Source organism: Bradyrhizobium sp. 1(2017) (genome assembly GCF_011602485.2).
Lineage (GTDB): Bacteria > Pseudomonadota > Alphaproteobacteria > Rhizobiales > Xanthobacteraceae > Bradyrhizobium.
The window spans coordinates 6,994,421-7,017,117 of the sequence record NZ_CP050022.2 but is presented as its reverse complement, the minus strand read 5'-3'; the positions used below and the strand labels follow the sequence as shown (position 1 = coordinate 7,017,117).

At 63.3% G+C, this 22,697-nt stretch carries 26 protein-coding genes; 17 read left to right on the top strand and 9 right to left on the bottom strand.

Annotation, left to right across the window (positions count from 1 at the left end; genetic code table 11):
* Positions 1–23 precede the first annotated feature (23 nt).
* The 4 genes from HAP40_RS33300 (at position 24) to HAP40_RS33285 (ending at position 4,717) form a co-directional block, all read left to right on the top strand.
* Positions 24–1,328 carry a TRAP transporter large permease gene (locus HAP40_RS33300; protein ID WP_166813295.1) on the top strand — a complete coding sequence of 435 codons (1,305 nt, stop codon included), beginning with the start codon at positions 24–26 and terminating at the stop codon, positions 1,326–1,328.
* Between the two features lie 427 nt (positions 1,329–1,755).
* Entirely contained in the window at positions 1,756–3,474 is a 1,719-nt protein-coding gene (locus HAP40_RS33295; RefSeq protein ID WP_166813297.1) for a pyrroloquinoline quinone-dependent dehydrogenase, read from the top strand.
* A 72-nt stretch (positions 3,475–3,546) separates the two neighbouring features.
* Entirely contained in the window at positions 3,547–3,912 is a 366-nt protein-coding gene (locus tag HAP40_RS33290; RefSeq protein WP_166813299.1) for a c-type cytochrome, read from the top strand.
* Between the two features lie 37 nt (positions 3,913–3,949).
* On the top strand, positions 3,950–4,717 hold the full coding sequence (locus tag HAP40_RS33285; RefSeq protein WP_166813301.1) for a substrate-binding periplasmic protein: 768 nt from the start codon (positions 3,950–3,952) through the stop codon (positions 4,715–4,717).
* Positions 4,718–4,826: 109 nt separating this feature from the next.
* Here HAP40_RS33285 and HAP40_RS33280 read toward each other — a convergent pair whose 3' ends face one another.
* Positions 4,827–5,471: a glutathione binding-like protein gene (locus tag HAP40_RS33280; RefSeq protein ID WP_166813303.1), complete on the bottom strand. Its 645-nt coding sequence runs from the start codon at positions 5,469–5,471 to the stop codon at positions 4,827–4,829.
* Positions 5,472–5,587: 116 nt separating this feature from the next.
* Here HAP40_RS33280 and HAP40_RS33275 point away from each other — a divergent pair, with 116 nt between their 5' ends.
* Positions 5,588–6,232 (top strand): TetR/AcrR family transcriptional regulator, encoded by a 645-nt coding sequence (locus HAP40_RS33275; RefSeq protein ID WP_166813305.1) that lies wholly within the window; start codon positions 5,588–5,590, stop codon positions 6,230–6,232.
* Positions 6,233–6,438: 206 nt separating this feature from the next.
* Here the strand turns inward: HAP40_RS33275 and HAP40_RS33270 are convergent, their stop codons facing one another.
* The gene (locus tag HAP40_RS33270) at positions 6,439–7,404 is read right to left on the bottom strand and encodes a 2-hydroxyacid dehydrogenase (RefSeq protein WP_166813307.1); all 966 of its coding nucleotides are present in this window, start codon (positions 7,402–7,404) and stop codon (positions 6,439–6,441) included.
* Between the two features lie 140 nt (positions 7,405–7,544).
* Here HAP40_RS33270 and HAP40_RS33265 point away from each other — a divergent pair, with 140 nt between their 5' ends.
* The 4 genes from HAP40_RS33265 (at position 7,545) to HAP40_RS33250 (ending at position 10,362) form a co-directional block, all read left to right on the top strand.
* A complete protein-coding gene (locus HAP40_RS33265) occupies positions 7,545–7,913 on the top strand; it encodes a YciI family protein (RefSeq protein ID WP_166813309.1) in 369 nt (122 codons plus the stop codon).
* Complete coding sequence (locus HAP40_RS33260) at positions 7,910–9,193, top strand: RNA polymerase sigma factor (protein ID WP_166813311.1); 1,284 nt, start codon at positions 7,910–7,912, stop codon at positions 9,191–9,193. The genes HAP40_RS33265 and HAP40_RS33260 overlap by 4 nt, the downstream gene beginning before the upstream one ends.
* A gap of 185 nt (positions 9,194–9,378) precedes the next feature.
* A complete protein-coding gene (locus tag HAP40_RS33255) occupies positions 9,379–9,918 on the top strand; it encodes an SRPBCC family protein (protein ID WP_166813313.1) in 540 nt (179 codons plus the stop codon).
* Positions 9,919–9,948: 30 nt separating this feature from the next.
* Positions 9,949–10,362: a VOC family protein gene (locus HAP40_RS33250; RefSeq protein ID WP_166813315.1), complete on the top strand. Its 414-nt coding sequence runs from the start codon at positions 9,949–9,951 to the stop codon at positions 10,360–10,362.
* Positions 10,363–10,490: 128 nt separating this feature from the next.
* Here the strand turns inward: HAP40_RS33250 and HAP40_RS33245 are convergent, their stop codons facing one another.
* Positions 10,491–10,856 (bottom strand): hypothetical protein, encoded by a 366-nt coding sequence (locus HAP40_RS33245; protein ID WP_166813317.1) that lies wholly within the window; start codon positions 10,854–10,856, stop codon positions 10,491–10,493.
* Between the two features lie 155 nt (positions 10,857–11,011).
* Here HAP40_RS33245 and HAP40_RS33240 point away from each other — a divergent pair, with 155 nt between their 5' ends.
* A complete protein-coding gene (locus tag HAP40_RS33240; RefSeq protein ID WP_166810873.1) occupies positions 11,012–11,236 on the top strand; it encodes a hypothetical protein in 225 nt (74 codons plus the stop codon).
* A gap of 163 nt (positions 11,237–11,399) precedes the next feature.
* Here the strand turns inward: HAP40_RS33240 and HAP40_RS33235 are convergent, their stop codons facing one another.
* From HAP40_RS33235 to HAP40_RS33220, 4 genes are all read right to left on the bottom strand, one after another.
* Positions 11,400–11,837, bottom strand: a complete 438-nt coding sequence (locus HAP40_RS33235) for a hypothetical protein (protein ID WP_166813319.1) — start codon at positions 11,835–11,837, stop codon at positions 11,400–11,402.
* Positions 11,838–11,958: 121 nt separating this feature from the next.
* Positions 11,959–12,747, bottom strand: a complete 789-nt coding sequence (locus HAP40_RS33230; protein WP_166813321.1) for an SDR family NAD(P)-dependent oxidoreductase — start codon at positions 12,745–12,747, stop codon at positions 11,959–11,961.
* A gap of 58 nt (positions 12,748–12,805) precedes the next feature.
* The gene (locus HAP40_RS33225; protein WP_166813323.1) at positions 12,806–13,246 is read right to left on the bottom strand and encodes a DUF2846 domain-containing protein; all 441 of its coding nucleotides are present in this window, start codon (positions 13,244–13,246) and stop codon (positions 12,806–12,808) included.
* A 352-nt stretch (positions 13,247–13,598) separates the two neighbouring features.
* Complete coding sequence (locus HAP40_RS33220) at positions 13,599–15,263, bottom strand: methyl-accepting chemotaxis protein (protein ID WP_166813325.1); 1,665 nt, start codon at positions 15,261–15,263, stop codon at positions 13,599–13,601.
* 400 nt (positions 15,264–15,663) lie between these two features.
* Here HAP40_RS33220 and HAP40_RS33215 point away from each other — a divergent pair, with 400 nt between their 5' ends.
* The 4 genes from HAP40_RS33215 (at position 15,664) to HAP40_RS33200 (ending at position 17,983) form a co-directional block, all read left to right on the top strand.
* Entirely contained in the window at positions 15,664–16,068 is a 405-nt protein-coding gene (locus HAP40_RS33215) for a YciI family protein (protein ID WP_166813327.1), read from the top strand.
* A gap of 58 nt (positions 16,069–16,126) precedes the next feature.
* Positions 16,127–16,492, top strand: a complete 366-nt coding sequence (locus HAP40_RS33210) for a YciI family protein (RefSeq protein WP_166813329.1) — start codon at positions 16,127–16,129, stop codon at positions 16,490–16,492.
* Between the two features lie 128 nt (positions 16,493–16,620).
* Positions 16,621–17,370 carry a TetR/AcrR family transcriptional regulator gene (locus HAP40_RS33205; protein ID WP_166813331.1) on the top strand — a complete coding sequence of 250 codons (750 nt, stop codon included), beginning with the start codon at positions 16,621–16,623 and terminating at the stop codon, positions 17,368–17,370.
* Positions 17,371–17,491: 121 nt separating this feature from the next.
* On the top strand, positions 17,492–17,983 hold the full coding sequence (locus HAP40_RS33200; RefSeq protein WP_145632732.1) for a DUF2852 domain-containing protein: 492 nt from the start codon (positions 17,492–17,494) through the stop codon (positions 17,981–17,983).
* Positions 17,984–18,102: 119 nt separating this feature from the next.
* Here the strand turns inward: HAP40_RS33200 and HAP40_RS33195 are convergent, their stop codons facing one another.
* A complete protein-coding gene (locus HAP40_RS33195; RefSeq protein ID WP_166813333.1) occupies positions 18,103–19,269 on the bottom strand; it encodes an acyl-CoA desaturase in 1,167 nt (388 codons plus the stop codon).
* Between the two features lie 280 nt (positions 19,270–19,549).
* Between HAP40_RS33195 and HAP40_RS33190 the strand changes: the two genes are divergently transcribed.
* The gene (locus HAP40_RS33190) at positions 19,550–20,317 is read left to right on the top strand and encodes a serine O-acetyltransferase (protein ID WP_166813335.1); all 768 of its coding nucleotides are present in this window, start codon (positions 19,550–19,552) and stop codon (positions 20,315–20,317) included.
* A 29-nt stretch (positions 20,318–20,346) separates the two neighbouring features.
* Positions 20,347–21,057, top strand: a complete 711-nt coding sequence (locus HAP40_RS33185; protein WP_166813337.1) for an SDR family NAD(P)-dependent oxidoreductase — start codon at positions 20,347–20,349, stop codon at positions 21,055–21,057.
* Between the two features lie 16 nt (positions 21,058–21,073).
* On the opposite strand, the gene HAP40_RS33180 is transcribed toward HAP40_RS33185, so the two are convergent.
* Positions 21,074–21,361: a hypothetical protein gene (locus HAP40_RS33180; protein WP_166813339.1), complete on the bottom strand. Its 288-nt coding sequence runs from the start codon at positions 21,359–21,361 to the stop codon at positions 21,074–21,076.
* A 592-nt stretch (positions 21,362–21,953) separates the two neighbouring features.
* Here HAP40_RS33180 and tolQ point away from each other — a divergent pair.
* Positions 21,954–22,670, top strand: coding sequence for a protein TolQ (tolQ, locus tag HAP40_RS33175; RefSeq protein ID WP_028180156.1), 717 nt, complete (start codon positions 21,954–21,956; stop codon positions 22,668–22,670).
* Positions 22,671–22,697 lie beyond the last annotated feature (27 nt).

Sequence of the window (22,697 nt, the reverse complement as noted above, 5' to 3'; positions counted from 1 at the left end):
CCCGCCTTCGGATACTGGATCGCATGACCATCGAAGTTGTCGCCCTGTTCGCGATCCTGTTCGCGCTTTTGGCTTGCGGCGTCTGGATCGGCCTGACGCTGGCGCTCACCGCGACGCTGCTGCTCGCGATGTTCCGCTCGATCCCGCTCGACAAGCTGCTGCCGCAATATGCCTGGAATATCCTGACCACGCAGGAGCTGCTGGCGTTGCCGCTGTTCATCCTGATGGGTGAGCTGCTGTTCCGCACCCGCCTGTCGCGCTCGCTGTTTCAGGGGCTTGCACCATGGGCGGGGCTTTTGCCCGGACGCCTGCTGCATGTGAACGTGATCGGCTGCACCATCTTTGCGGCGATCTCCGGCTCGTCGGCGGCGACCACGCAGGTGATCGGGCGCATGTCGCTCAACGAGCTCCTGCGCCGCGGCTATTCACGGGACATTGCGATCGGCTCGCTCGCCGGCGCCGGTACGCTCGGCTTCTTGATCCCGCCGTCCAACATCATGATCATTTACGGCGTGCTGGGCGACGTCTCGATCCTCAAGCTGTTCACCGCCGGCTTGCTGCCCGGCCTGTTGCTGGCCGGCACCTTTATGGCCTGGGTGATGCTGCACACGACGCTCAACCCGATGATGGTGCCGGAGGCGGAAGCAAAGCTCTCGCAGGTGCCGTGGGGCGAGCGCTTCGCCGCGTTGAAGGATCTCGCGCCGGCGCTGTTCCTGATCGCTTGCGTGCTCGGCTCGATGTATGGCGGGCTCGCGACGCCGTCGGAGGCGGCCGCCGTCGGCGTGCTCGGCGCCGCGCTGGTCGCCTGGGCGCAGGGATCGATGTCGCAGCAGGTGATGCGCGACGTGTTGATCGGCTCGGTCGTCACCTGCTCGATGATCGCGCTGATCGTGCTCGGCGCCTCGATCCTCGGCAACGCCGCCGCCTTCCTCGGCATCCCGCAGGCGGTCGCGGCCTTCGTCAAGGGCCTTGGACTGTCGCCCTTCATGCTGATCGTGGTGCTGGTGCTCTTCTATCTCGTTCTCGGGTGCTTCCTCGACGGCTTCTCGATGATCGTGATGACATTGCCGATCGTGTTGCCGATCGTGAAGGGCGCCGGTTTCGACGAGATCTGGTTCGGTGTTTTCCTGGTGCTCGCCGTCGAGATGGCGCAGATCACCCCGCCTGTCGGCTTCAACCTGTTCGTGATCCAGGGGCTCACCGAAGACGGTCTCGGCTACATCGCGCGCGTGACGTTGCCTTATCTGGTGATCATGATCGGCTTCGTGCTGCTGCTGACGCTCTGGCCCGGCATCGTCACGGTGCTGCCGCGCGTGCTGTACGGGTAACCGGTCACTGGCGAGCATGGTTGGCTGCGTCTCGAACGGTCGATGCCTTGATGACGGCAGGATGTTGCGCCCGCTAGTGCAGCCGCCATCGTCTGGCGAGGCGCGGAAGCGCCTCCGCGGCATCCGAGGCGATGAACGGTAAGTGCATCTGACCTTCTTGGCTCGCGCTGCGCGTCAAATTCGCGCCGGGCGCGCATTTCATCTTTTCGCTTCCCGTCATCCGGCGTACTTTTTGAAAGCGAGCGGAAGCGCAACAGCAACCAGTCCGGTCATGTAACTCCCTTGGCGATGTTCGCCGAGAGAGGGCGAGACCTGTTGGCAGCTCGCATGCAATGGAGAGGAACCGACATATAGCGAGCTATTCACATCCTTCGCGGCGGCGTTGGTAAGACGCAAGTTCAACAAACTAAAAAAGCGGGAGGAACGGATGAAAAGGCGTTGGTCTAATTCTGGTTTACCCCTTGTTGCTGGCGCAACACTGATCGTTTCGTCGGCGTTGGCCCAAACCGTGGATACTGCGAGGATCGAGAATGCCGGTCAGAACGATTGGCTGACTTATCACGGCTCTTACAAGTCCTATCACTACAGCCCGCTCGCGCAGATCAATGCGGGCAACATCAAAGATTTGAGCGTTGCCTGGATGCATATTCCCGGACGCTCTACCCGTGGCCTGCAATCCATGCCGCTGGTGGCTGATGGCGTGCTCTACTACTCGGGTTCGTACAGCCGGGTCTTCGCGCTCAACGGCACGACGGGCGAGGTGATCTGGTCGCATTTTCCGGAGCTGGATGAGGCGCTGATCGCCCGCCAGACCCATTCTCCCTACAATCGCGGCGTGGCGATCGGCGAGGGCAAGGTCTTTGTCGGCACCATGGATGGCAGGCTTCTTGGCCTGGATATGAAGTCGGGGAAGGTCCACTGGGAAACCAGGCTGATCGACTCGCAGAAGCTCACGGTCGGTTTCACCGGTGCGCCGCTTTACGCAAAGGGCACGGTGATCATCGGAGCGCAAGGCGGTGAATGGCCGGGCCGCGGCCCGATCTTCGCCGTGGATGCCACAACTGGAAAGAAGAAGTGGGAATTCCTGACGGTTGCAGGCACCGACGAGGCCATGAAGACGTGGGGCAACGAATCCTGGCGCACGGGTGGGGGCGGCGGCTGGATGCCGGGCACTTACGACTCCGAGACCAACACCATCCTGTGGGGCACCGCGAATCCGGCGCCGCTCTACGATTGGTCGGGCGCCGATTACAAGACGCAAGGTGCGCGTCCCGGCGACAATCTCTATACGAGCTCCGTGATCGCGCTCGACATCGATACCGGCAAGCTGAAATCCTATCATCAGGAGCTGCCGCACGACGCCTGGGACTTCGACAGCTCCGTCGGCGAGTTCGTGATGCTCGAGCGCGACGGCCAGAAATACGTGGTTCATCCGAACAAGGGCGGCTTCGTCTTCGTCTACGACCGCAATCTTGGCGTGAAGAACGTCTGGCGCCTGGTTGAGAACATCAATTTCGTCAAGGATATCGACCCCAAGACGGGCGCCCTGATCGGCCGTCGTGACTTCACCGCGGGGAAGGTCACCGAGCCGCCGCTGTGTCCATTCATTGGGGGCGGCATCAGCTGGAACGCCGGATCCTACAATCCAAAGACGGGTCTCTACTACAAGATCGGCCAGGAATGGTGCATGACGCTCGACATTCAGAAGACGACGCCGGTCACTGCGCCCCAGGTCCAGCTCAACATCGGCGCTGAGTTCAAGATGGCGCCACCTCCGGGCGGCGAGATTTATGGACATCTCGACGCGCGCGACCCCATCACCGGGGCCAAGAAGTGGGAGGTTCGCTATCCCGAGCCGCCGCTTGGGAGCGTGCTGTCGACCGCGGGCAATCTCGTGTTCGTGCCCGACTCCCGCGGCATCCTCCATGCCTACGATGCGGAGACCGGCACCGAGCTGTGGAATCACAACAACGGCACCGGACATCAGGGCGGCATCGTCAGCTATTCCGTCAACGGCAAACAGTACATTGCCGTGGCCGCAGGCTTCGGCGGGATGCTGGCCGACGAGTATGCGCCCAACTTCGGCGGCGTCTACAAGAGCATGCCGCGTGACGACGGCGCGCTTATCGTCTTCAGCCTGAAATAGATCATCGCAAATTGCAGGGGGCAGGCGCAAGCCTGCTCCCCGTGCGATGACGTTGCGGGCGCGCTTCATGACATGGAGCTGGATACCTTGAAACAGCATTTGAAGAAGCTCACCGCGCTGAGATCGGCAATGGTGAGCGCGTCGTTGCTCTCTGCCGCACCCGTTCAAGCGCAGTCTCCTACTCCTTCACCCGAGAACGGGACATTCGACGTCGAGCAGTTGTTTGCGGGAACTTGCGGCTTCTGTCACTCCGATGGCGGCCGGGCCGCCGGCAAGGGACCGCAGCTGATGAATTCGCCGCGCGATGACGACTTTCTGCATAGCCGGATCAAGATCGGCAAGTCCGGCGCGATGCCGGCATTCGGCGGGGCCTTCAACGACGCGCAGATCGATCTGATCGTCAAATATATCCGCGCCTTGAAGCCGCGCGAGGGTTGATCACCAAGACCAGTTCCTGTCGATGCGAGGATGCGGAATGAAGACGGTTCTCCCGCTTATTGTCGGCGTCGTCATCGGGCTGGTGAGTCCGGCGCAGGCGCGAACCCTGGATGCGATCCGTTCGTCCGGCGCGCTCGGGTTATGCGCCCATCCGAACTCGCTTCCTTTTGCGAGCAAGACCGCCGATCCTCCCGGCTTTCAGGTTGAATTTGGACATGCGCTGGCACGCGAGCTCGGTGTCTCGCTGCGGCTCGACTGGATCATCACCCAATACCAGATGCGGAGCGCCGGCTGTGACATTCTTCTCGATGCCATCGCCGACCGCGAGGCGCAGGGCGAAACCCGCCTGAGGATCTCAAAGCCATATTATCGCACGGGCGTCGCACTCGCCGTGCCGCCATCCAGCACGCTGACCTCGTTCCGGGACCTCAACGAGCGTACCAAGGTGGGGGTGCAAGTCGGATCCGTCGCGGCGATGATCATCGGCCAACGGCACGTGCCTACGTCGACCTTCGGCTTCGAGAGCGACAGCCTCGACGCCCTGTCAAACCATGAGATCGATGCTGCTGCGGTGACGCCCACAGCGGCGAGCTATTTCAATCTGACGCATCCGGACAAGCCGCTTCGCATCCTGGATCGCGACGAGAGCGTGGCCAATCTCAACTGGAACGTCGCCGTCGGCATGGTCCGTCCCGATGATGCGTTGCGAGAAGCCATCGATGGCGCTCTTGAACGGTTGCGAAAGGACGGCTCGATCGATCGGATCTACGGCCGCTACGGTGTCGTACTGCAAGCGCCGAGATAGCTACGGGTCAGCATCCGCTCGAGAGTTCTGGGAGGTTGGTCACGGGCTCTCCGCAGTCGCCCGCCGTCCCGGCCGCGCTGGCTGGGACGGCAAGCTAATGCGAATGCCGCTAAGCCGCCGCTTTCTTCCGCGCCTGCTCGGCCTTGTACAGCTCGAACTCCTCCGCGATGGCCTTCGCGATCGACGGCCGCTGACGCAGGCGCTCGTAATACGCCTTCAGGTTCGGCCATTTCGCAAGCTCGATCGGCGGCGTCGCCATGGTCCAGTTGATGACCGTGACCAGATAGGCGTCGGCAACGCTGAAATGGTCGAGCAGGAAGTCACGTCCCTCGAGATGATTGTCGAGATAGTCGAGCCGCGACAGGTTCTTCTCCAGAGCATAGGCCTTGGCCTCCTGCGGCGCCTTGCGGTCGAGCACGGGAATGAACAGGGCTTTGTGCAGCTCGGTGCCGATGAAGCAGAGCCATTGATGCAGCCGCGTGCGCTCGATGCCGGCGGTGGCGCCGAGGCCGGATTGCGGAAAACGATCCGCGACATATTGCAGGATCGCCGCGTTCTCGGTCAGCAACACGCCCTCGTCGGTGCGTAGCGTCGGCACCAGGCCAATCGGGTTCACGGTGCGGAAGTCGGAGCCGTCGTTCAGCACCTTCTTGGTCGGCGGATCGACTTCGAGATAATTCGCCTCGGCGCCGGCTTCATACAGCGCGACGCGGGTCGCCATCGAACAGGCGAGCGGCGAGAAATAGAGATCCATCTGTAGCCTCCTTGGGCAATTCCTCGATGTGACTTTCGGAGTGTCGCTCAACCTGGCCAGATTGATTTTTGTACCATCTTGCATAATATGAAGGCGGTCAAGGATTATTTTGCGAAATGGTACAAAAATCGAAGCCGCCAGCTGCTGCCAATGAACCCAAGCGACGCGGCCGCCCGCGCGCCTACGAGCCCGACATTGCACTCGGCAAGGCGCTCGACCTGTTTCGCAAACAGGGCTTTGCATCGACCTCGCTCGACGATCTCAGCGAGGCCACCGGCATGAATCGGCCGAGCCTCTATGGCGCCTTCGGCGACAAGCGCGAGCTCTACATCAAGAGCTACCAGCGCTACCGCGAGGAAGCGCGCGCAGCGATGGTCGAGATCTTTCGCCAGGAGATGCCCGTGCGCCAGCGTCTGGAGCGCATCTTTGCCTCCGCGCTGAACATCTATCTGTCCGGCGAGACCGGCCCGCGCGGCTGCTTCACGGTGGTGACCGCGGCGTCCGAGGCGGTGAGCGATCCCGACATCCGCGCCATGGTGCTCGACGGCCTCACCGAACTCGACAAGGCCTTCACGAGCTGCTTCCGCCGCGCCAAGGAAAACGGCGAGTTGCCGGAAACCGCCGATCCGGTCGTGCTGGCGCAGATCGCATCCTCGACGGTGCATTCCATCGCCATACGCTCGCGTGCGCGCGTCTCGCGCAAGGAGCTGGAAGCGATCGTCAACGGTGCGATCGACGTGATGGTGGGAGGCAAACGCTGACCTGTCGTCCTGGCGTGCGCCGGGACGACGCTGAGTATGTCGCGCGAGCAAATTTCCCGACGTCGTCCTGGCGAAGCCAGGACCCATAGCCACCGAATACGGTTTGGCGAAAGCTCGGGGTTAGAATGTCGCGCAGCAACTTCTTCTTGGGGTCATGGGTCCTGGCTTTCGCCAGGACGACGCGAGCGTGGGTGTATCGGCGAACTCTAATACCCCCGCGTCCGATCCACCACGTTCTCCAGCACGCCGCCCGCTTCGAAGCGCGCGATCTGCTCGGCGACATAGGCCGAGATCGCGTCCGCGTCGGTGTCGGCGGCATTGTGCGGGGTCAGCACCACCCTGGGGTGGGTCCAAAACCGGCTGTCTCGCGGCTGCGGCTCCTGCACGAAGACGTCGAGCGAGGCGGCACCCAGCGTGCCGTCATCGAGGCAGGCCAGGATGTCGGCTTCGTTCTGCAAGCCGCCGCGGCCGGCGTTGATCAGCACGGGCGCGCCGAGCGGGCTGTTGCGGTTGAGCTTTGTGAAGACGTCGCGGTTGAGGATTCCATGCGTATCAGGCGTCAGCGGCAGCAGGCACACCAGGATGTCGGTCGCGCGCAGGAATGCCTCGATCTGCGCGGCACCATGGAAACATTCGACGCCCTCGATCGTCCGCGGGCTGCGGCTCCAGCCGGTGACGCGGAAGCCGAGCCGCCGCAACACGTCCGCCGCGTCAGTGCCTAGCGTCCCCAATCCCATGATGCCGACGGTGATCGCGCTCGCAGGCCACTGATATTTCGGCTCCCAGCGTTTGGCACGTTGCGAGTCCCGCAGATAAAGCTCCTGGCGGTGGTGCATCAGCACGTGCAGCACGACATATTCGGTCATGCGGTTGGTCAGGTCGGGCACGGCGACGCGCACCAGAGGCACGTCGGGCAGGCTCTTGTCCGCCATCAACGCGTCCACGCCGGCGCCCAGATTGAAGATCGCCCGCAGATTTGGAAACGCGCCGAGATCGCCCGGCACGGGCTTCCATACCGCGGCATAGTGCACCTCGGCCGGGTCGAGCCCGCCATACGGCTGCAGCACCACGCGGCGGCCGCCGCAGACCGCGTCGAACCGGGCTTTCCAGCGCTCCGGCGACCAGTTCTGCTGCGTGCTGTTGATCAGGACGGCCAGTGTGCCCATGGTCATTCGAAGTGCCTCGTCAGGTTCCGCTTGAGTAGGCTCTCCTTGGCACGATCCAACGGATTTTTCTTGCAAATTTTTTCCGCAGCCCTGTCGGGGCGGGGCATATTGGCGCGTCTTTAGAACAGACGAGGAAAGTGTCGCCTATGCTTTATGCCATCCTTTGCTATCACGATGAGGACTTCGTCGGCTCCTGGAGCAAGGAGCAGGACGAGGCCGTGATGAAGAAGCTCACCGTGGTGCAGGAGAAGCTCGCCAGCCAAGGCCGGCTCGGGCCCGTAGCGCGGCTGCTGCCGACCACGGCGGCGGCGACGCTGCGCAAGGAAGACCCGCCGTTGGTGCTCGACGGGCCCTATGCGGAGACCAAGGAGCAGCTGCTCGGCTTCTACATCGTCGACTGCAAGAACCTCGATGATGCCCTCGACGTCGCGCGCGATCTCGGTGCGGCCAATCCCGGCGGCGCCTATGAGGTGCGTCCCGTCGGCGTGTTCAGGCCCGGAGGGAATCTGACGTGAGCGAAGCTGACACCGCCTGGATCGAGACTGCGCTGACCTCAGCGCGCCCCCAGGCTGTCGGCGCACTGCTGCGCTATTTCCGCGATCTCGATACGGCCGAGGAAGCCTTTCAGAACGCCTGCCTCCGCGCCCTGAAGACCTGGCCGCAGAACGGGCCGCCGCGCGATCCCGCGGCCTGGCTGATCATGGTCGGCCGCAACGTCGCGATCGACGAGGTGCGCCGCGCCCGCAAGCAGCAGCCCCTGCCCGAAGACGACCAGGCGATCTCCGACCTCGACGATGCCGAAGGCGCGCTCGCCGAGCGGCTGGACGGCTCGCACTACCGCGACGACATCTTGCGGCTGATGTTCATCTGCTGCCATCCCCAGCTGCCGGCGACGCAGCAAATCGCGCTGGCGCTGCGCATCGTCTCGGGCCTCACCGTGAAGCAGATCGCGCGCGCCTTCCTGGTTTCTGAAGCGGCGATGGAGCAGCGCATCACGCGCGCCAAGGCGAAGGTCGCCGACGCTGGCGTGCCGTTCGAAGCGCCCGGTGCCGTCGAGCGCTCCGAGCGGCTCGCCGGTGTCGCGGCGATGATCTACCTGATCTTCAACGAGGGCTATTCGGCGAGCGGCGACACCGCCGAGATCAGGAAGCCGCTATGTGAAGAGGCGATCCGGCTGGCGCGGCTGCTGCTGCGCCTGTTCCAGAGCGAACCGGAGATCATGGGCCTCACGGCGCTGATCCTCCTGCAACATGCGCGCAGCGCCGCGCGCTTTGCCGCGGACGGGTCGCTGATCCTGCTCGACGACCAGGACCGTTCGCTGTGGAACGGCACCATGATCGCGGAAGGCCTCGCCCTGATCGACAAGGCGATGCGCCATCGCCGCAGCGGACCCTATCAGATCCAGGCCGCGATCGCCGCGCTGCATGCGCGCGCAGCGACGCCGGAGGAGACCGACTGGACGCAGATCGACCTGCTCTACGGCGCGCTCGAAATCGTGCAGCCCTCGCCGGTGGTGACGCTCAACCGTGCGGTTGCGGTCTCCAAGGTGCGCGGGCCGCAGGCCGCGCTCGACCTCATCGAGCCGCTGGCGCCGAAGCTTGCCAACTACTTTCATTTCTATGGCGTGCGCGGCGCCTTCCTGATGCAGCTCGGTCGCAACGACGATGCCCGCATCGCCTTCGACCGCGCCATCGCGCTTGCCAACACCTCGGCCGAAGCCGCTCACATCCGCATGCATCTCGATCGCCTGATCCGGGACAGCCAGCCGAAGAAGGAAAGCGCGAAGGCGAAGTAGGGGCCCCGTCATTCCGGGGCGATGCGAAGCATCGAACCCGGAATCTCAAGATTCCCCGGTGCGCAATTGCGCACCTGAGGTCTGGTCCTTCGGCCCATCCGGAATGACGATCAAAAAAAGCATTCCATCCATTGTCGGCCCCAGCCATCCTCCTTCGTCTTAACTCCGTATCCAGGGAGTCATCCATGTTGAAAGCCATTGCCGTCATCGCCATGCTGCTCGCGGCCGGAATCGCGGGCCTCCTCGTCTTCGCCCTGACGAAACCCGACACGTTCCGCGTCGAGCGCAGTCTCGCCGTGAAAGCGCCGGCCGATGCGATCTATCCGGTGGTCGCCGATTTCCGCCGCTGGACTGCCTGGTCGCCCTATGAAAATCGCGACCCCGCCATGAAGCGGACCTTTGGCGGAACCGCCGACGGCAAGGGCGCGACCTATGCGTGGGACGGCAACAGCAATGTCGGTGCCGGCCACATGGAGATCCTGGAGGCGAGCGGACCCTCGAAGCTCCGCATCAAGCTCGATTTCGAGCGGCCGTTCGAGGGCCACAACACCGCCGAGTTCACCTTTGTGCCGCAAGGCGATGCCACACTGGTCACATGGGCCATGTATGGTCCGGCCCCGTTCCTGTCCAAGGTGATGCAGGTGTTCATCAACATGGACAGTATGATCGGCAAGGATTTTGAGTCCGGCCTCGCCAGCCTGAAAAAGCTCACCGAGAAGCAATGAGCCTCACGACCAACGAAGAGGAGAGAAACGATGCTCAATCCCTATCTATTCTATCAGGACAATTGCGAAGCCGCCTTCAACTATTACGCCAAGGTCCTTGGTGGCAAGATCGAGGCGATGATGCGTTCATCGGACGCACCGCCGGACGTGCCGGCTACACCCGGCCGCGAGAAGATGATCATGCATGCGCGGATGTCGCTGCCCGACGGCAGCGTATTGATGGCCTCGGACTCGCCGGCCGAGCATTTTCAGAAGCCGCAGGGCTTCGCGATCTCGCTCACGGTCAAGGACCCCGCGGATGGCGAGCGCAAGTTCAACGCGCTCGCCGATGGCGGTACCGTCAACATGCCCTTCAGCAAGACGTTCTGGGCCAAGGGCTTCGGCATGTGCGTCGACAAGTTCGGCATTCCCTGGATGGTGAACTGCCCGGCCGAAGGAATGTGACGGGCGCACCCGCGCGCGCGTCTTGTTGAGTTGCGATTCCCCTCTCTCAACGCCGCGGGAGAGGGGGACGCATCAAAGTCGTCACGGAGCGCGGAGTCGTTCCGTGGCGCTTGAATCGGCCGTTGTTCTTACCGGACTGATCCGGTCACTTCCTCGCCCGCCGGCGGCGATTGCACGCAGCTTGGGCAGATCACGAGCTTGGTGCCGAGCTGCCTGTCGTTCTCCGCTTCGATCTCGTCATGGACCGCCCACCACGCCTCGGAATAGGGCCGCAAGGTGCCGAGCATGCGTTCCCGCTCCTGATTGGGATCACTCTCCGCGGGGGCAGGGTCCGTCGGTGCGCGCCGTTTCGCGACATGAGCGCGGTTGGCGCCTTTGTTGGGATCCTGGCCGAGGCCATCCCATGCGATCGGACGACGCTCCTGCGCCGGTGCGACTGCACATCCAAGCAGCGTTGTGCAGAAAGTGAGCAAGATGAAGCCGTATCGTACCATGCCGGACCCAAAGTTCGATGCGCGATGGGCAAGATCCCGCGTGGGAAAGCTTGCATCGCGCGGTCAAATGGAACTTAAGGCAAACCTGTTGGCCAGCATGGCTGAGCAATGAACTCGCGATTCGCATCACATTGCGGGAGCAGTGAGGCCGCTTCGTGAAACACTGCGAACTGCATCGCACAACAATTGACGCAATATTGGGCTGTGATCTGCACGTCAGAATCGCTATTGGTGAAGTCATAAAAGCTACAAACTGGGATGGACGTCACTTGGAAGGGGAGCGACCGATGGCGGCGGCGCTACAGATCAATTTTGCTCTTTGGGGGATGCTCATCTGCGCCAGCATGAAGCTGGTGCCGGTGATTCAGACTCTTTATTGAAAGCAGCCAACGCGTTGGCGAATAGCCCCGGTGCGCACGATGCGTGCGAGCACAGGGAACCCCCCGTATGGCCTCGGAACAGCCAGTTTTTGTGTGACGCGGTTCACAGAGCTCACTCACGTCACACTCGTGCAGGTCCCATTCGTCGCGGCTGCCAAGTTCGTCAGCGGCAGCGTGGATAGATCGCGGCGAGATCGCGTCCCTTCAGCAGAAGTAATCGCGAGGACAGGCCGCCACGGCGGCTGATCCAGTCGCGAACCGGGCCGGGATAGGCGGCAAGCACGGCGACAGATGCTTCCGGCTCGGCATAGAAGCGCCCGCGCCGGTCGACCGAGCGCGCGGCATGGAAGCCGAGCACCGCGCGTTTGGTGACGCAGATGCGATCACCCGGCACGATGCTCAGGACCAGCGTGCAGGCGGACAGGCAGGGACCGTCGATCACCACGCGCTCGCCGCTCTCACGCACCTTCTCGAACAGATCGAGGAACGGCCCGACCTGTCCACCCGGGGACTGGATGATGCGGATTTCAGCGGCGGCGGGCGCAGAGGCGAGCAGCGTGGCTGCAAGCATCAGGGCTTTGACGAAAGCAGCACGTTGCATGGAACACTCCAGAAGCTGGATTCCGCGGGGTGGGCAAACCGTAGCGTGCCCACCATTGGCACCGCAAATTTGGAGAAGTGGTGGGCACGGTGCTTGCGCGCCCTTGCCCGCAATTCCGTGCCTAGCCGTTGCGCCGCTGGCCGCGCAGTGTCGGCAAACCGATACCCGCGGCATCGAAGCCGCCATCAACGGCCAAAATTTGGCCGGTAATGTAGCTCGCATTGGGCGAGCACAGGAAGTAGATCGCCTCCGCGAGTTCCTCTTCCAGACCGTAACGGTTGAGCGGGATGGCGTCGTGATAGTCGGCGCGGATCTCCTTGGTGTGCACCTGTTTCGCCATCGCTGTGTCGACAGGCCCCGGCGCGACCGCGTTGACACGGATGTTGAGGGAGGCGAGTTCGACTGCGAGTTGCTTGGTGAGGTGCGCGAGGCCCGCCTTGCTGGTCCCGTAGGCCGAGCGCAGCGTCGAGGCGCGCACCGCCGAGATCGAGGTGATGTTGACGATGGCGCCGCCATTGCCGTCGCGCATCAAGGGCACCGCCGCCTTGGTGCAGAGGAACGGGCCGGTGAGATTGACCTCGAGCACGCGGCGCCAGTCGGCCTCGGACGTCTCCATCAGCGGCGCGAACACCGCGATGCCGGCATTGTTGACGAGCGCATCTAGCCGGCCGAACCGCCGCTCGAGCGTCGTCATCGCAGCGCCGACCGCGGTCGCATCCGAAACGTCGCAGGTCAGCGCCAGCGTCGCCTCGCTCCGGCCGATCTCGGCGACCGCGCGGCCGAGCAGATCGCCCTCGATGTCGAGCAACGCCACGCGCCAGCCCTCGGCGAGAAACTTCTTCGCGGTCGCAAGCCCGATTCCGCGGGCGGCGCCGGTGACGAGGGCGACTTTGGCGGGAGAGGAGGTCATGACGCGGTCCTTTGCTCGGGACTGCGGCATGACAGCTTAGTCGGTCCCGCGCAAGGGATCAGAATTTGGTGCCGACGTATCTGAGGCGGCCTATGTCGGATTGTCCCTGCTCGGGGAATTCGAGCGTCGGCGTAACGTGGCCGACAAGGATGCCGGGCGTCACGGCTGTCTTGATGTATTTCGTCTCGCCCGCAGCCAACTGGAACGTCACCGCATTTTCCACCTCGGTTGCGGTTGTCACGGCGTATTTCCCCGGGGGGCGGTCGACAAAAGAGAACCCGCCAGGCACAGACCTGCCGACGACTTCATTGTTCATCCGGATCTCGGGCTGAACAGCCGACCCCGCAAATTCGCCCGGCCGGGTGAAGTAGACGCGGCCGTAACCCGGTTTCAATGGCGGTAGCTGCAAGGGCGGTTCATCGAGGCCACGTGGGCTCGCGCAATTTGCCAATAAAAATCCAACAAGCAAAAGGGGCAACGCCCCGATCTTCGTTCTCATAGTTCCCCACCCCAAAATCGACAGCAAACGGCGAGCAATTGCCTCGCTGCTTCCTCGTCCCCAAGGCTCTATAGGCCATACACGCATTGATTGTGCAACCGCTTTCGATCGCTAGGCACAGCAATGATGAATGGTCGATCGGGCACGGATTCCATGACGCGATGCGGGTAGAGCTTCGTGCTCTATCACCGTCGCCCCCGCGCAGCGGCGAAGCCGTTGTCACGGAGACGGCCGCTTCTTCAGCGGCCCTCGAAGGGCGACGGCTGGCTGCTTCCGGGGCCGATTCATTCCTAGAGGCTCACACTGCTTTGCAGTGCGAGCGCATCAGGAGGACGGGGGAGAGAGCGGGATTCTACGATAGCTCCGCTGACGCGCGTTGCATGTTGGCCGACATGTCCGACGTCACGATACTCTGTTCCTCGACGGCGGCGGCGGTGGAGGCGATGAACTCGTTGACGCCGGCGATCGCGGCCTTGATCGCGGTGAGCGAGCTGGCGACGTCGCCCGAGATGACGTTGAGCGCGTCGATCTCGGAGGTGATCGTGTCGGTCGCCTGCTTGGCCTGGTTCGCGAGGCTCTTCACCTCGGAGGCGACCACCGCAAAGCCGCGACCGGCTTCGCCCGCGCGCGCCGATTCGATCGTGGCGTTGAGTGCGAGCAGGTTGATCTGGCTGGTGATACCCGAAATCATCTCGACGATGCCGCTCATGGCTTGCGCAGCGGCGGCCAGCTTCTGCGCCTGGTTGTCGGCCGATTCGGCTCTCGTCGTCGCGACCTTGGAGGTCTCGCGCGACTTCGCCATGGTCTCGGAAATCTCGCGGATCGAGGCGCTCATCTGTTCGCTGCCGGCTGCGACCGCCTCGATCAGCCCGCGCGCATTGTCGGCCTTTTTGCGGCCGATCGCCTGCGCGGTGATGTCGGTGGCATATTTCACTACCTTGTAGGGTCTGCCGTTGAGATCGAAGATCGGATTGTAGGAGGCCTGGATCCAGATCTCCCGCCCGCCCTTGGCGACCCGCTTGTATTCGGCGGCCTGGTATTCGCCGCGGTTGAGGGTCTCCCAAAATTGACGATAGCTCGCCGAATTCTTCTCGTTCGGTTCGACGAACATGGAGTGGTGCTGGCCTTTGATCTCCGCCAGTGAATAACCCATCGCCTGGAGGAAATTCTCGTTGGCGGTGCGGATCGTGCCGTCCATGTTGAACTCGATCACCGCCTGTGACTTCTGGATGGCGGCGAGCTGTCCGTCATTGTCGGCCGCCTTCATCTTCTGCGCGGTGACGTCGGTCGCGAATTTCACCACCTTGAACGGCCTGCCCGTCTCGTCGAGGATCGGGTTGTAGGTCGCCAGAATCCAGATTTCCTTGCCGCCCTTGCCGAGCCGCTTGTATTCGGCCGCCTCGAACTCGCCGCGGTTCAGCTTGGCCCAGAACGCGGCATAGGCCGCGCCCGCGCGGTCCTCCGGCGTCACGAACATGCTGTGGTGCTTGCCCTTGACCTCGTCGAGCGAGTAACCCATCGCGTTCAGGAAGTTCTCGTTCGCGGTGACGATGGTGCCATCCATGTTGAACTCGATCACCGCTTGCGCGCGGTTGATCGCGGCGATCTTGCCGGAATCCTCCATGGTCTTGATCTTGTACGCCGTGATGTCGGTGGCGAATTTGATGAAGCTGACCACCTTGCCCTTCTCGTCGCGCAGCGGCGCGTAGGAGGCGTGGACCCAGACTTCCTTCCCGCCCTTGCCGAAACGCTTGTATTGCGTGGTCTGGAATTCGCCGCGGTTCAGGCTGGCCCAGAAATCGCGGTAGCGGGCGCTCTCGCGCTCGGCCGGGCTGACGAAGATGCTGTGATGCTTGCCCTTGATCTCGGCCCGCGTGTAGCCGCTCATCTTCAGCAGGTTGTCATTGGCATCCAGGATGGTGCCATCGAGGCCGAATTCGATCACGGCCTGCGACCGGTCGAGTGCCTCGACCTCCGCGACGGCGTGCCTGACTTTCTTGCTTTGAAAATTGAACACGTATGCCCCGCAATAGCCCGGTGAATGATGTGAAGGATTTGTCGTACGGTCCTTCCAAAGACAAAATTTGCCTGACCTTCTTGAGCAAACGGTAAATTCTTGAAGCGCTGCAGCCGCTTCGGTGGCGGCACGTGCGCTGCGCATCTACCTCAACCAATGAGGGTTTTGGCCCTATATGCACGGCGTAGTTCATAGCGCGGCCGTAATTGTACGGGAGCGCGTATGCACTATTTTTTCGGCTCTCGTTGCCGCGGCGCCTGGCAATCGCGGCCCGGTCGGGTGGGCACCAAATAATTTCGACCCGCTTGTCGGCACCGTAACAGCTCGTTCGTCTTGGAGGTGAGCGCCGGCCCGCCGCCTGCCGCACATCCCGGAACGATCCAAACCCAGGACACGACCCATGCGATTCATGATGCTGATGATCCCGCTCGGCTACGAGAGTGCACCGCCCGACGTGCAACTCGATCCCGAACGCGTTGCCGCGATGATGCGCTACAACGAGGCGCTGAAGGATGCTGGCGTGCTGATCACGCTCGAAGGCCTGCATCCGCCCTCGATGGGCGCGCGGGTCTCGTTTGCGACCGGTGATCCCATCGTCACGGACGGGCCCTTCGCCGAGGCCAAGGAAGTGCTGGGCGGTTACTGGATGATCGAGGTGGCCTCGCGCGCCGAGGCGATCGCCTGGGCGAAGAAGTGTCCGGCCTCGCCGAACGAAATCATCGAGATCCGGCAGGTGCACGAGATGAGCGACTTTCCACCTGACGTGCAGAAGGCCGCAGCCGGATTCGAGGGCCTGAAGAAGTAGCCACGACGGCCACGATGAGATCGCGGCTGTCGTCAATCAACCAACAGGGAGAACACCGATGAGCACCGAGCACAAATTCCTCGCCGTCTATCTCGGCAGCGTGACAGGTCCGAAAATGGCGGCCTGGCGCGCGCTGCCCGAGGCCGAACGGAAAGCAAGGGAACAGGAGGGCATGGCCGCCTGGCACGGCTGGGTCGAGAGGCACCAGGCCGTGATCGTCGAGATGGGCGGCCCGCTCGGCAAGACCCGCAGGATCGACGCGAGCGGCATCACCGAGATCAGCAATGCGCTGACCGGCTTCACCGTGGTGCGTGCCGCCTCGCAGGAGGAAGCCGCAAAACTGTTCGAGAACCACCCGCATTTTGCAATCTTTCCGGGCGAGGCGATCGAGGTCATGCCCGTGCTGCCCATTCCGCAGCTCTAGCCGCGGGCCAAAGCGTTTTCCGGTCTCGATGCGGGCGCGCATCGGCCCGGTACCCGTGGAAGTACGGGTTCACCACGCTCCATCGCCGCTAGTGACCTTCACGTCCGGCTCATGTAAAGGTCGTTCACATGAGCTGGCGCAAGGAGCAGGGCCGCGCCGAGCGCGGCTATCACCACGGCAATCTGAAAGAGGCCCTGTTGCAGGCCGCCCTCGGCCTGATCGCCGAGAAGGGCGCGGCGGGCTTCACCTTTGCCGATGCCGCGCGCATGGCCGGCGTCAGCGCGGCAGCGCCTTATCGGCATTTCCGCGACCGCGAGGAGCTGCTGTCCTCGATCGCCCAGCGCGGTTTCGAGCAGTTCGAGGCGCGCCTGGCCGCGGCCTGGAATGACGGACGCCCCGATACGGTCACCGCCTTCGAACGTGTCGGCAAGGCCTATCTCGCCTTTGCCCGCGAGGAGCCGGCTTTCTACAACGCAATGTTCGAATCGGGCGTGCCGGTGGATGCCAATCCCGCGCTTCAGGCCGCCAGCGAAAGGGCGTTCAACATCATTCGCGCCGCAGCCGAGCGGCTCGCGGCCCTGACGCCGCCGGGCACGCCGCGGCCGCCGGCGATGATGATGGCCTTGCACATCTGGTCGATGGCGCATGGCGTGGCCTCGCTATTTTCCCGCGGCGATGCCGCGCGACGAAAACTGCCGATGTCGCCGGACGAGCTGTTGGAGGCCGAGGTGCTGATCTATCTGCGCGGCCTCGGTTTCCCGACCGACCGTCGGCCTGCAGGCAAGAGCGCCGAGCCGCCGCCCGTGCCACCGGAGGCGTCCTCCGGTTCTGGCGCGCCTGGCGGCTCTCCGGGCGGCCCTTGGGGCAAGCCGAAATAAAATTACGCTAACAATCACGCGGGCGTGTCTTGCAGCCGGCTTGACAAAATCGCGGGATCGTCTAGCTATGTAAATGTTATTTACATTCACAACGGCCTTGGTGCCGTGATGGAGATGGGAAATGGCCTACACCGCTGATGTCAATCGATGGCGCGGCCCCTCGGATCAATACCAACAGTACGAGCGTCCTCGCATGCTCGATACGCCCTGGCATCCCGGCTGGATCGCCGTGACCATTCTCGGCTTCATCATCTGGTGGCCGATCGGACTTGCCCTTCTCTTTTTCACACTCGGGAGCAGAAGAATGTCGTGCTGGAGCCATCAGGATCGCTGGCAGAACAAGATGGAGCGGATGCAGTACAAGATGGATCGCATGCGCGACCGCATGGAGCGCCGCGGCTTCGGCTTCGGCTTCGGCCCGCCGTCCTCGGGCAACCGCGCCTTCGACGAATATCGCTCCGAGACGCTGCGCCGGCTCGAGGAGGAGCAGGTCGAGTTCAAGAACTTCCTCGACCGTTTGCGTCACGCCAAGGACAAGGAAGAGTTCGACCAGTTCATGGCGCAGCACAAGACCCGTCCGACCCCGCCGCCGACCGACCAGCAGCAGGGCTGACACCTCTCAAAGCCTTCAGGCACATGCCCCCAAAGTCCTGATGGCCCCGAGCCGCCCGCCTGCGCAACCCGCAGGCGGGCGGTTTGTTTTGGGGGCAGCGAGGCGGGGAGCCGCGACGTTCAGGTCGTCGTCGACGCGAGCTGTGCGCGAACCGACGCCAGAAAGTGGTCGTAGGCGTGGTCGACGATCTCGTTGAGCGATCGCGTTCGCGCGAACATCGCCTTGGCTTCCGCGAGAAACTCCTCGCGGGTCGGAATCCTCGGCAGATGCAGATGCGTCAGCGCGTCGACACCTTCATGCGCGCGATTGAGGATGTCGTGCAGCGACGGCAGCTGCAACTGGGCGAGGTCGGCCCGCCTCCGCGCTGATGCGATCGCATGCGCCAGGGTCTGCGCATCGAACCGTCCGGCAAGCTCGCGGGCCGCCCGATTGATCACCCGCGCGCCGAGCGGCTGCTCGTTGCGCAGGACCTGTTCGGGCGGTGCCTTCATGTTCCAGACGACGCCGATCCACGACAAGACGGTCAAGACGTAATAGGTGACGTCGACTTCCCACCAGCGAAAGCCCTGCCGCACGCTGCTCTGATAGGCATGGTGATTGTTGTGCCAGCCTTCACCCATCGTGAACAACGCGAGCAGCCAGTTGTTGCGGGAATCGTCGCCCGTCACGTAGCGCTTGCGTCCATGCACATGGGCGAGCGAATTGATGCAGAAGGTCGCGTGATAGACCAGCACCGTGCTCCACAGGAAGCCGACCACCAGACCGGACCATCCCGCGACCAGGAAGCAGAGTCCTGCAAGAACGAAGGCCGGCAGCAGCTCCAGCCGATGCAGCCACATCAGCTCCGGATAGGCGGCGAGATCGCCGACTTTCACGAGGTCGGTCGCATCGTGCTGCCGGTAGAAGATCCAGCCGAGATGGCTGTACAGGAAGCCGCGCTGACGCGGCGAATGCACGTCCTTTTCGGTGTCGGAATGCAGATGATGGTGCCGATGCTTGGCCGCCCACCACAATACGCTCTTCTGCGCGGTGCTTTGCGCAAGGCAGGCCAGGATGAACTGGAACACCCGGCTGGTGGCAAAAGCCCTATGCGAGAAATAGCGATGGTAGCCGGCGCCGATCGCAAACATGCGTACGACATACAGTGACCCGCAGATCGCGACGGCCTGCCAGGTGACGCCTGTCCAGATCGCCGCAATGCAGCCGAGATGGACCAGCAGGAACGGGATAGCGGAAGGATACATGATGTCGTCGTGGTGGTCGTCGGCGGGGGCGTTGGGCGACATATTTTCAGCGTGACCTTGGATGACGTGGACTCGAAAAGTTCGCTTCGGCCGCGGGCGACCGCCGGGTACGAAAAACCCGCGGATGGCGGACCACCGCGGGCTTCGGCCGAGAACCGGCGGACTATATGGTCGCGGCGGCCTGGCATGCAAGCTCGTAGCCCCACGGGGAGCATGAGGCTCGGGCGGCTGTGCGTGCCGTTGGCGTGCTTGGCACGCGGGCTGCGCGCAACCTATATCCTTTCAGCGACAAGGAAGCGTCAAAACACCGCAGGCGGCAATGATGGCGGAGGCAGCGTTCATGGCGAGCGAGACGCTCTGGCAGGAGATTCGGGGCGAGGCGCAGCGCGCCGCGGCGGCCGATCCGGTGTTCGGCAAGGCACTTGCCGGTGCCGTTCTTGCCCATGACGATTTTACCGCCGCGTTGGCCGACCTGATCGGACGACGGCTGGGCGGCAGCGCGGCCGAACGCGAGCGCTTCACGGCGTTCTCCCGCGACGCCTTTCGCGGCCAGCCGGATCTGGTCGAAGCGGCCGGCCGCGATTTGCGGGCCGTCGTGCTCCGCGATCCCGCCGTCGCCGGCCTGTTGCCGCCGCTGCTGCATTTCAAGGGCTACGTCGCGCTCCAGGCCTGGCGCGTCTCGCACTGGCTCTGGCATCATGACCAGCGCGACGCGGCGCTGCTGTTGCAGAACGAGGCGTCGAACGTCCTGCAGGTCAGCATTCATCCCGCCGCAAGCCTTGGATCGTCGGTGTATCTCGACCACGCCACCGGCATCGTCATCGGTGCCAATGTCGTCATCGGCGACGAGGTCACCATCCTTCAAAACGTCAGCATCGGCCGGAGCAGCCAATTGCCGGCGCGCTCTCCACGCGTGGGCCGCGGCGTGTTCATCGGCTCCGGCGCGACCATTTTCGGCGACATCAGCGTCGGTGATTTCGCCAAGATCGGCGCCGGCACGGTCGTGACCGGCGATGTGCCCGCCGGCTGCACCGCAATCGGCAATCCCGCGCGGCTCACCAATTGCCCCAAACCCGCTTCGGCGGCCTGAGCCCACATCGATCTCCAGGAGACCTGCAAATGAAGACGGCAATCGTGATCGGCGTCGGACCGGACCGCGGGCTTGGCGCCCGACTCTGCAAGCGTTTTGCTGCCGATGGACTCAAGGTGCTTGTCGCGGGCCGGACGCTGCCCGCGCTGCAGGCCGTTTCGGACGACATCGCGAAGGCGGGCGGTCAAGCTGTGCCCATCGTCGCGGACGCGACCAGCGAGCACGACATCGTCGCTCTGTTCGATGCCGCTGGCGACAATCTCGACCTCGCCATCTACAACGCCGGCAACAACACGCCCGGCAGGATCATCGAGATGGATGCCGACTATTTCGAAAAAGCCTGGCGCGTCGCGTGCTTCGGCGGGTTTCTGTTTGGCCGCGAGGCGGTCCGCCGCATGGTGCCGAAGAAGACAGGCACGCTACTCTTCACAGGAGCCAGCGCTTCGCTGCGCGGCCGCTCCGGTTATGGTGCCTTCAACTCGGCAAAGGCGGGCCTGCGCACGCTGGCGCAGGCCATGGCCAAGGAATATGCGGGCGACGGCATTCATGTCGGCCATGTCGTGGTCGACGGTGCCATTGCCGGCGACAAGATCTTCTCGCGCTTTCCTAATGCCGCCGGCCGCGAGGACAGCCTGATCGACATCGAAGGCATTGTCGACGCCTTCACCTTTCTCTACCGCCAGCCCGAACGCGCCTGGTCGTTCGAGCTCGATGTGCGGACCTCGAAGGAGAAGTGGTAGGGCGTGGCCCGAAGGATCAGGCGGCAGCCTTGTTCTTGATGGCGCCAATGATAGCGGTGAGGATCGCTCCGCCGGCGCCTCCGGCGATAAGCTGTGACACGACACCGCCGATGCTCAGATTTCCCGATTGCGCGGCGGCCGCGACGGACGGAAGCAACAACGTAACGACCTGGCCGAGTACTCCGCCGCCGACCAGACCGGAAATGATGTTGCCGGCCATTCCGAGGTCAAATGTGGGCGAAGACTTGCCAGCGCCAACACCACCAAGCGCACCTGCGACGAGGTTGATCAGAATCTGTTCCATGAAGACCTCCCCTATGACGGGCAGCTCATTCGGCGCTACTATCGGTTGATGAGCGGCCTATCCGACACTCTCAGGCGGTTTGCCGGCAAAAACAATAGAGCTGTGCCACCGCTCGCGCGAAGCGACGTCGCACATGGCACAGCGAGGGCCTCGGTTCCGCCAGGCTCGTCCCGGCTCCACGAGCCAGGATGACTTGTGGAACCAGTTCGAGGAGCCGGCGGATCGGAAAGGCGCGGAGCCATCCCTATAAGGCGCCCAAGGGTCTCGTTCCCCGTCCAACCGCCTGTGCTGTCTATCTTTCTCGCAGCCAATTTCCTCCCTGGTAACCCCGCATTAACCATCGGCGGGCTCTGGTAAGTGTGGACAGGCGTGCCCGGAGCCCGAAGGTCAAAACTGGGGTCAAGGCCCTTAGTTTTGACATCTTGGCAGGGAATGCAGGCGGCCGGCTTTGGACGAGCCCTGCACCCCAGAAAGACAAGGCTTTGAGCAGGCTTGCCGGCCGCGCGGATTCTAGCGCGGCTGTTGGGGACCACCGGCCCAATTTGTTGGCCGAAGGACATTAGGTAACGATCGCCTTGAGAGGATACTGCTTATGAATCCGGCCGACGTGGCTCAGTCAGCCCTTCCGGTTGCTGCCTCCGCCGACGTGTCGCTGATTGCGCTGTTCTGGCAGGCTCACTGGATCGTGAAAGCGGTGATGCTGGGGCTTTTGTCCTGCTCGGTCTGGGTCTGGGCGATCGCCATCGACAAGATCTTTCTCTACGCGCGCACGCGCCGCTCGATGGACCGGTTCGAGCAGGCCTTCTGGTCCGGCGAGTCGATTGAGGAACTCTATCGCACGCTCTCGGCCAAGCCGACGCATTCCATGGCTGCCTGCTTCGTCGCGGCCATGCGCGAGTGGAAGCGTTCGTTCGAGAGCCATGCCCGCTCGGTCGCGGGCTTGCAGATGCGCATCGACAAGGTGATGAACGTGTCGATCGCGCGCGAGGTCGAGCGGCTGGAACGCCGGCTCCTGGTGCTCGCGACCGTCGGCTCCGCCGGCCCCTTCGTCGGCCTGTTCGGCACCGTCTGGGGCATTATGTCGAGCTTCCAGTCGATCGCGGCGTCGAAAAATACGTCTCTGGCGGTGGTGGCGCCCGGTATCGCGGAAGCGCTGTTTGCGACCGCCGTCGGCCTTATCGCCGCCATTCCTGCCACTATTTTCTACAATAAGTTCACCTCCGAGGTGAACCGGCAGGCCCAGCGGCTCGAAGGCTTCGCCGATGAATTTTCAGCCATCCTGTCCCGTCAGATCGACGAGCGGGGCTGAGGGACGGCATGTATAATGTGAAGGGCA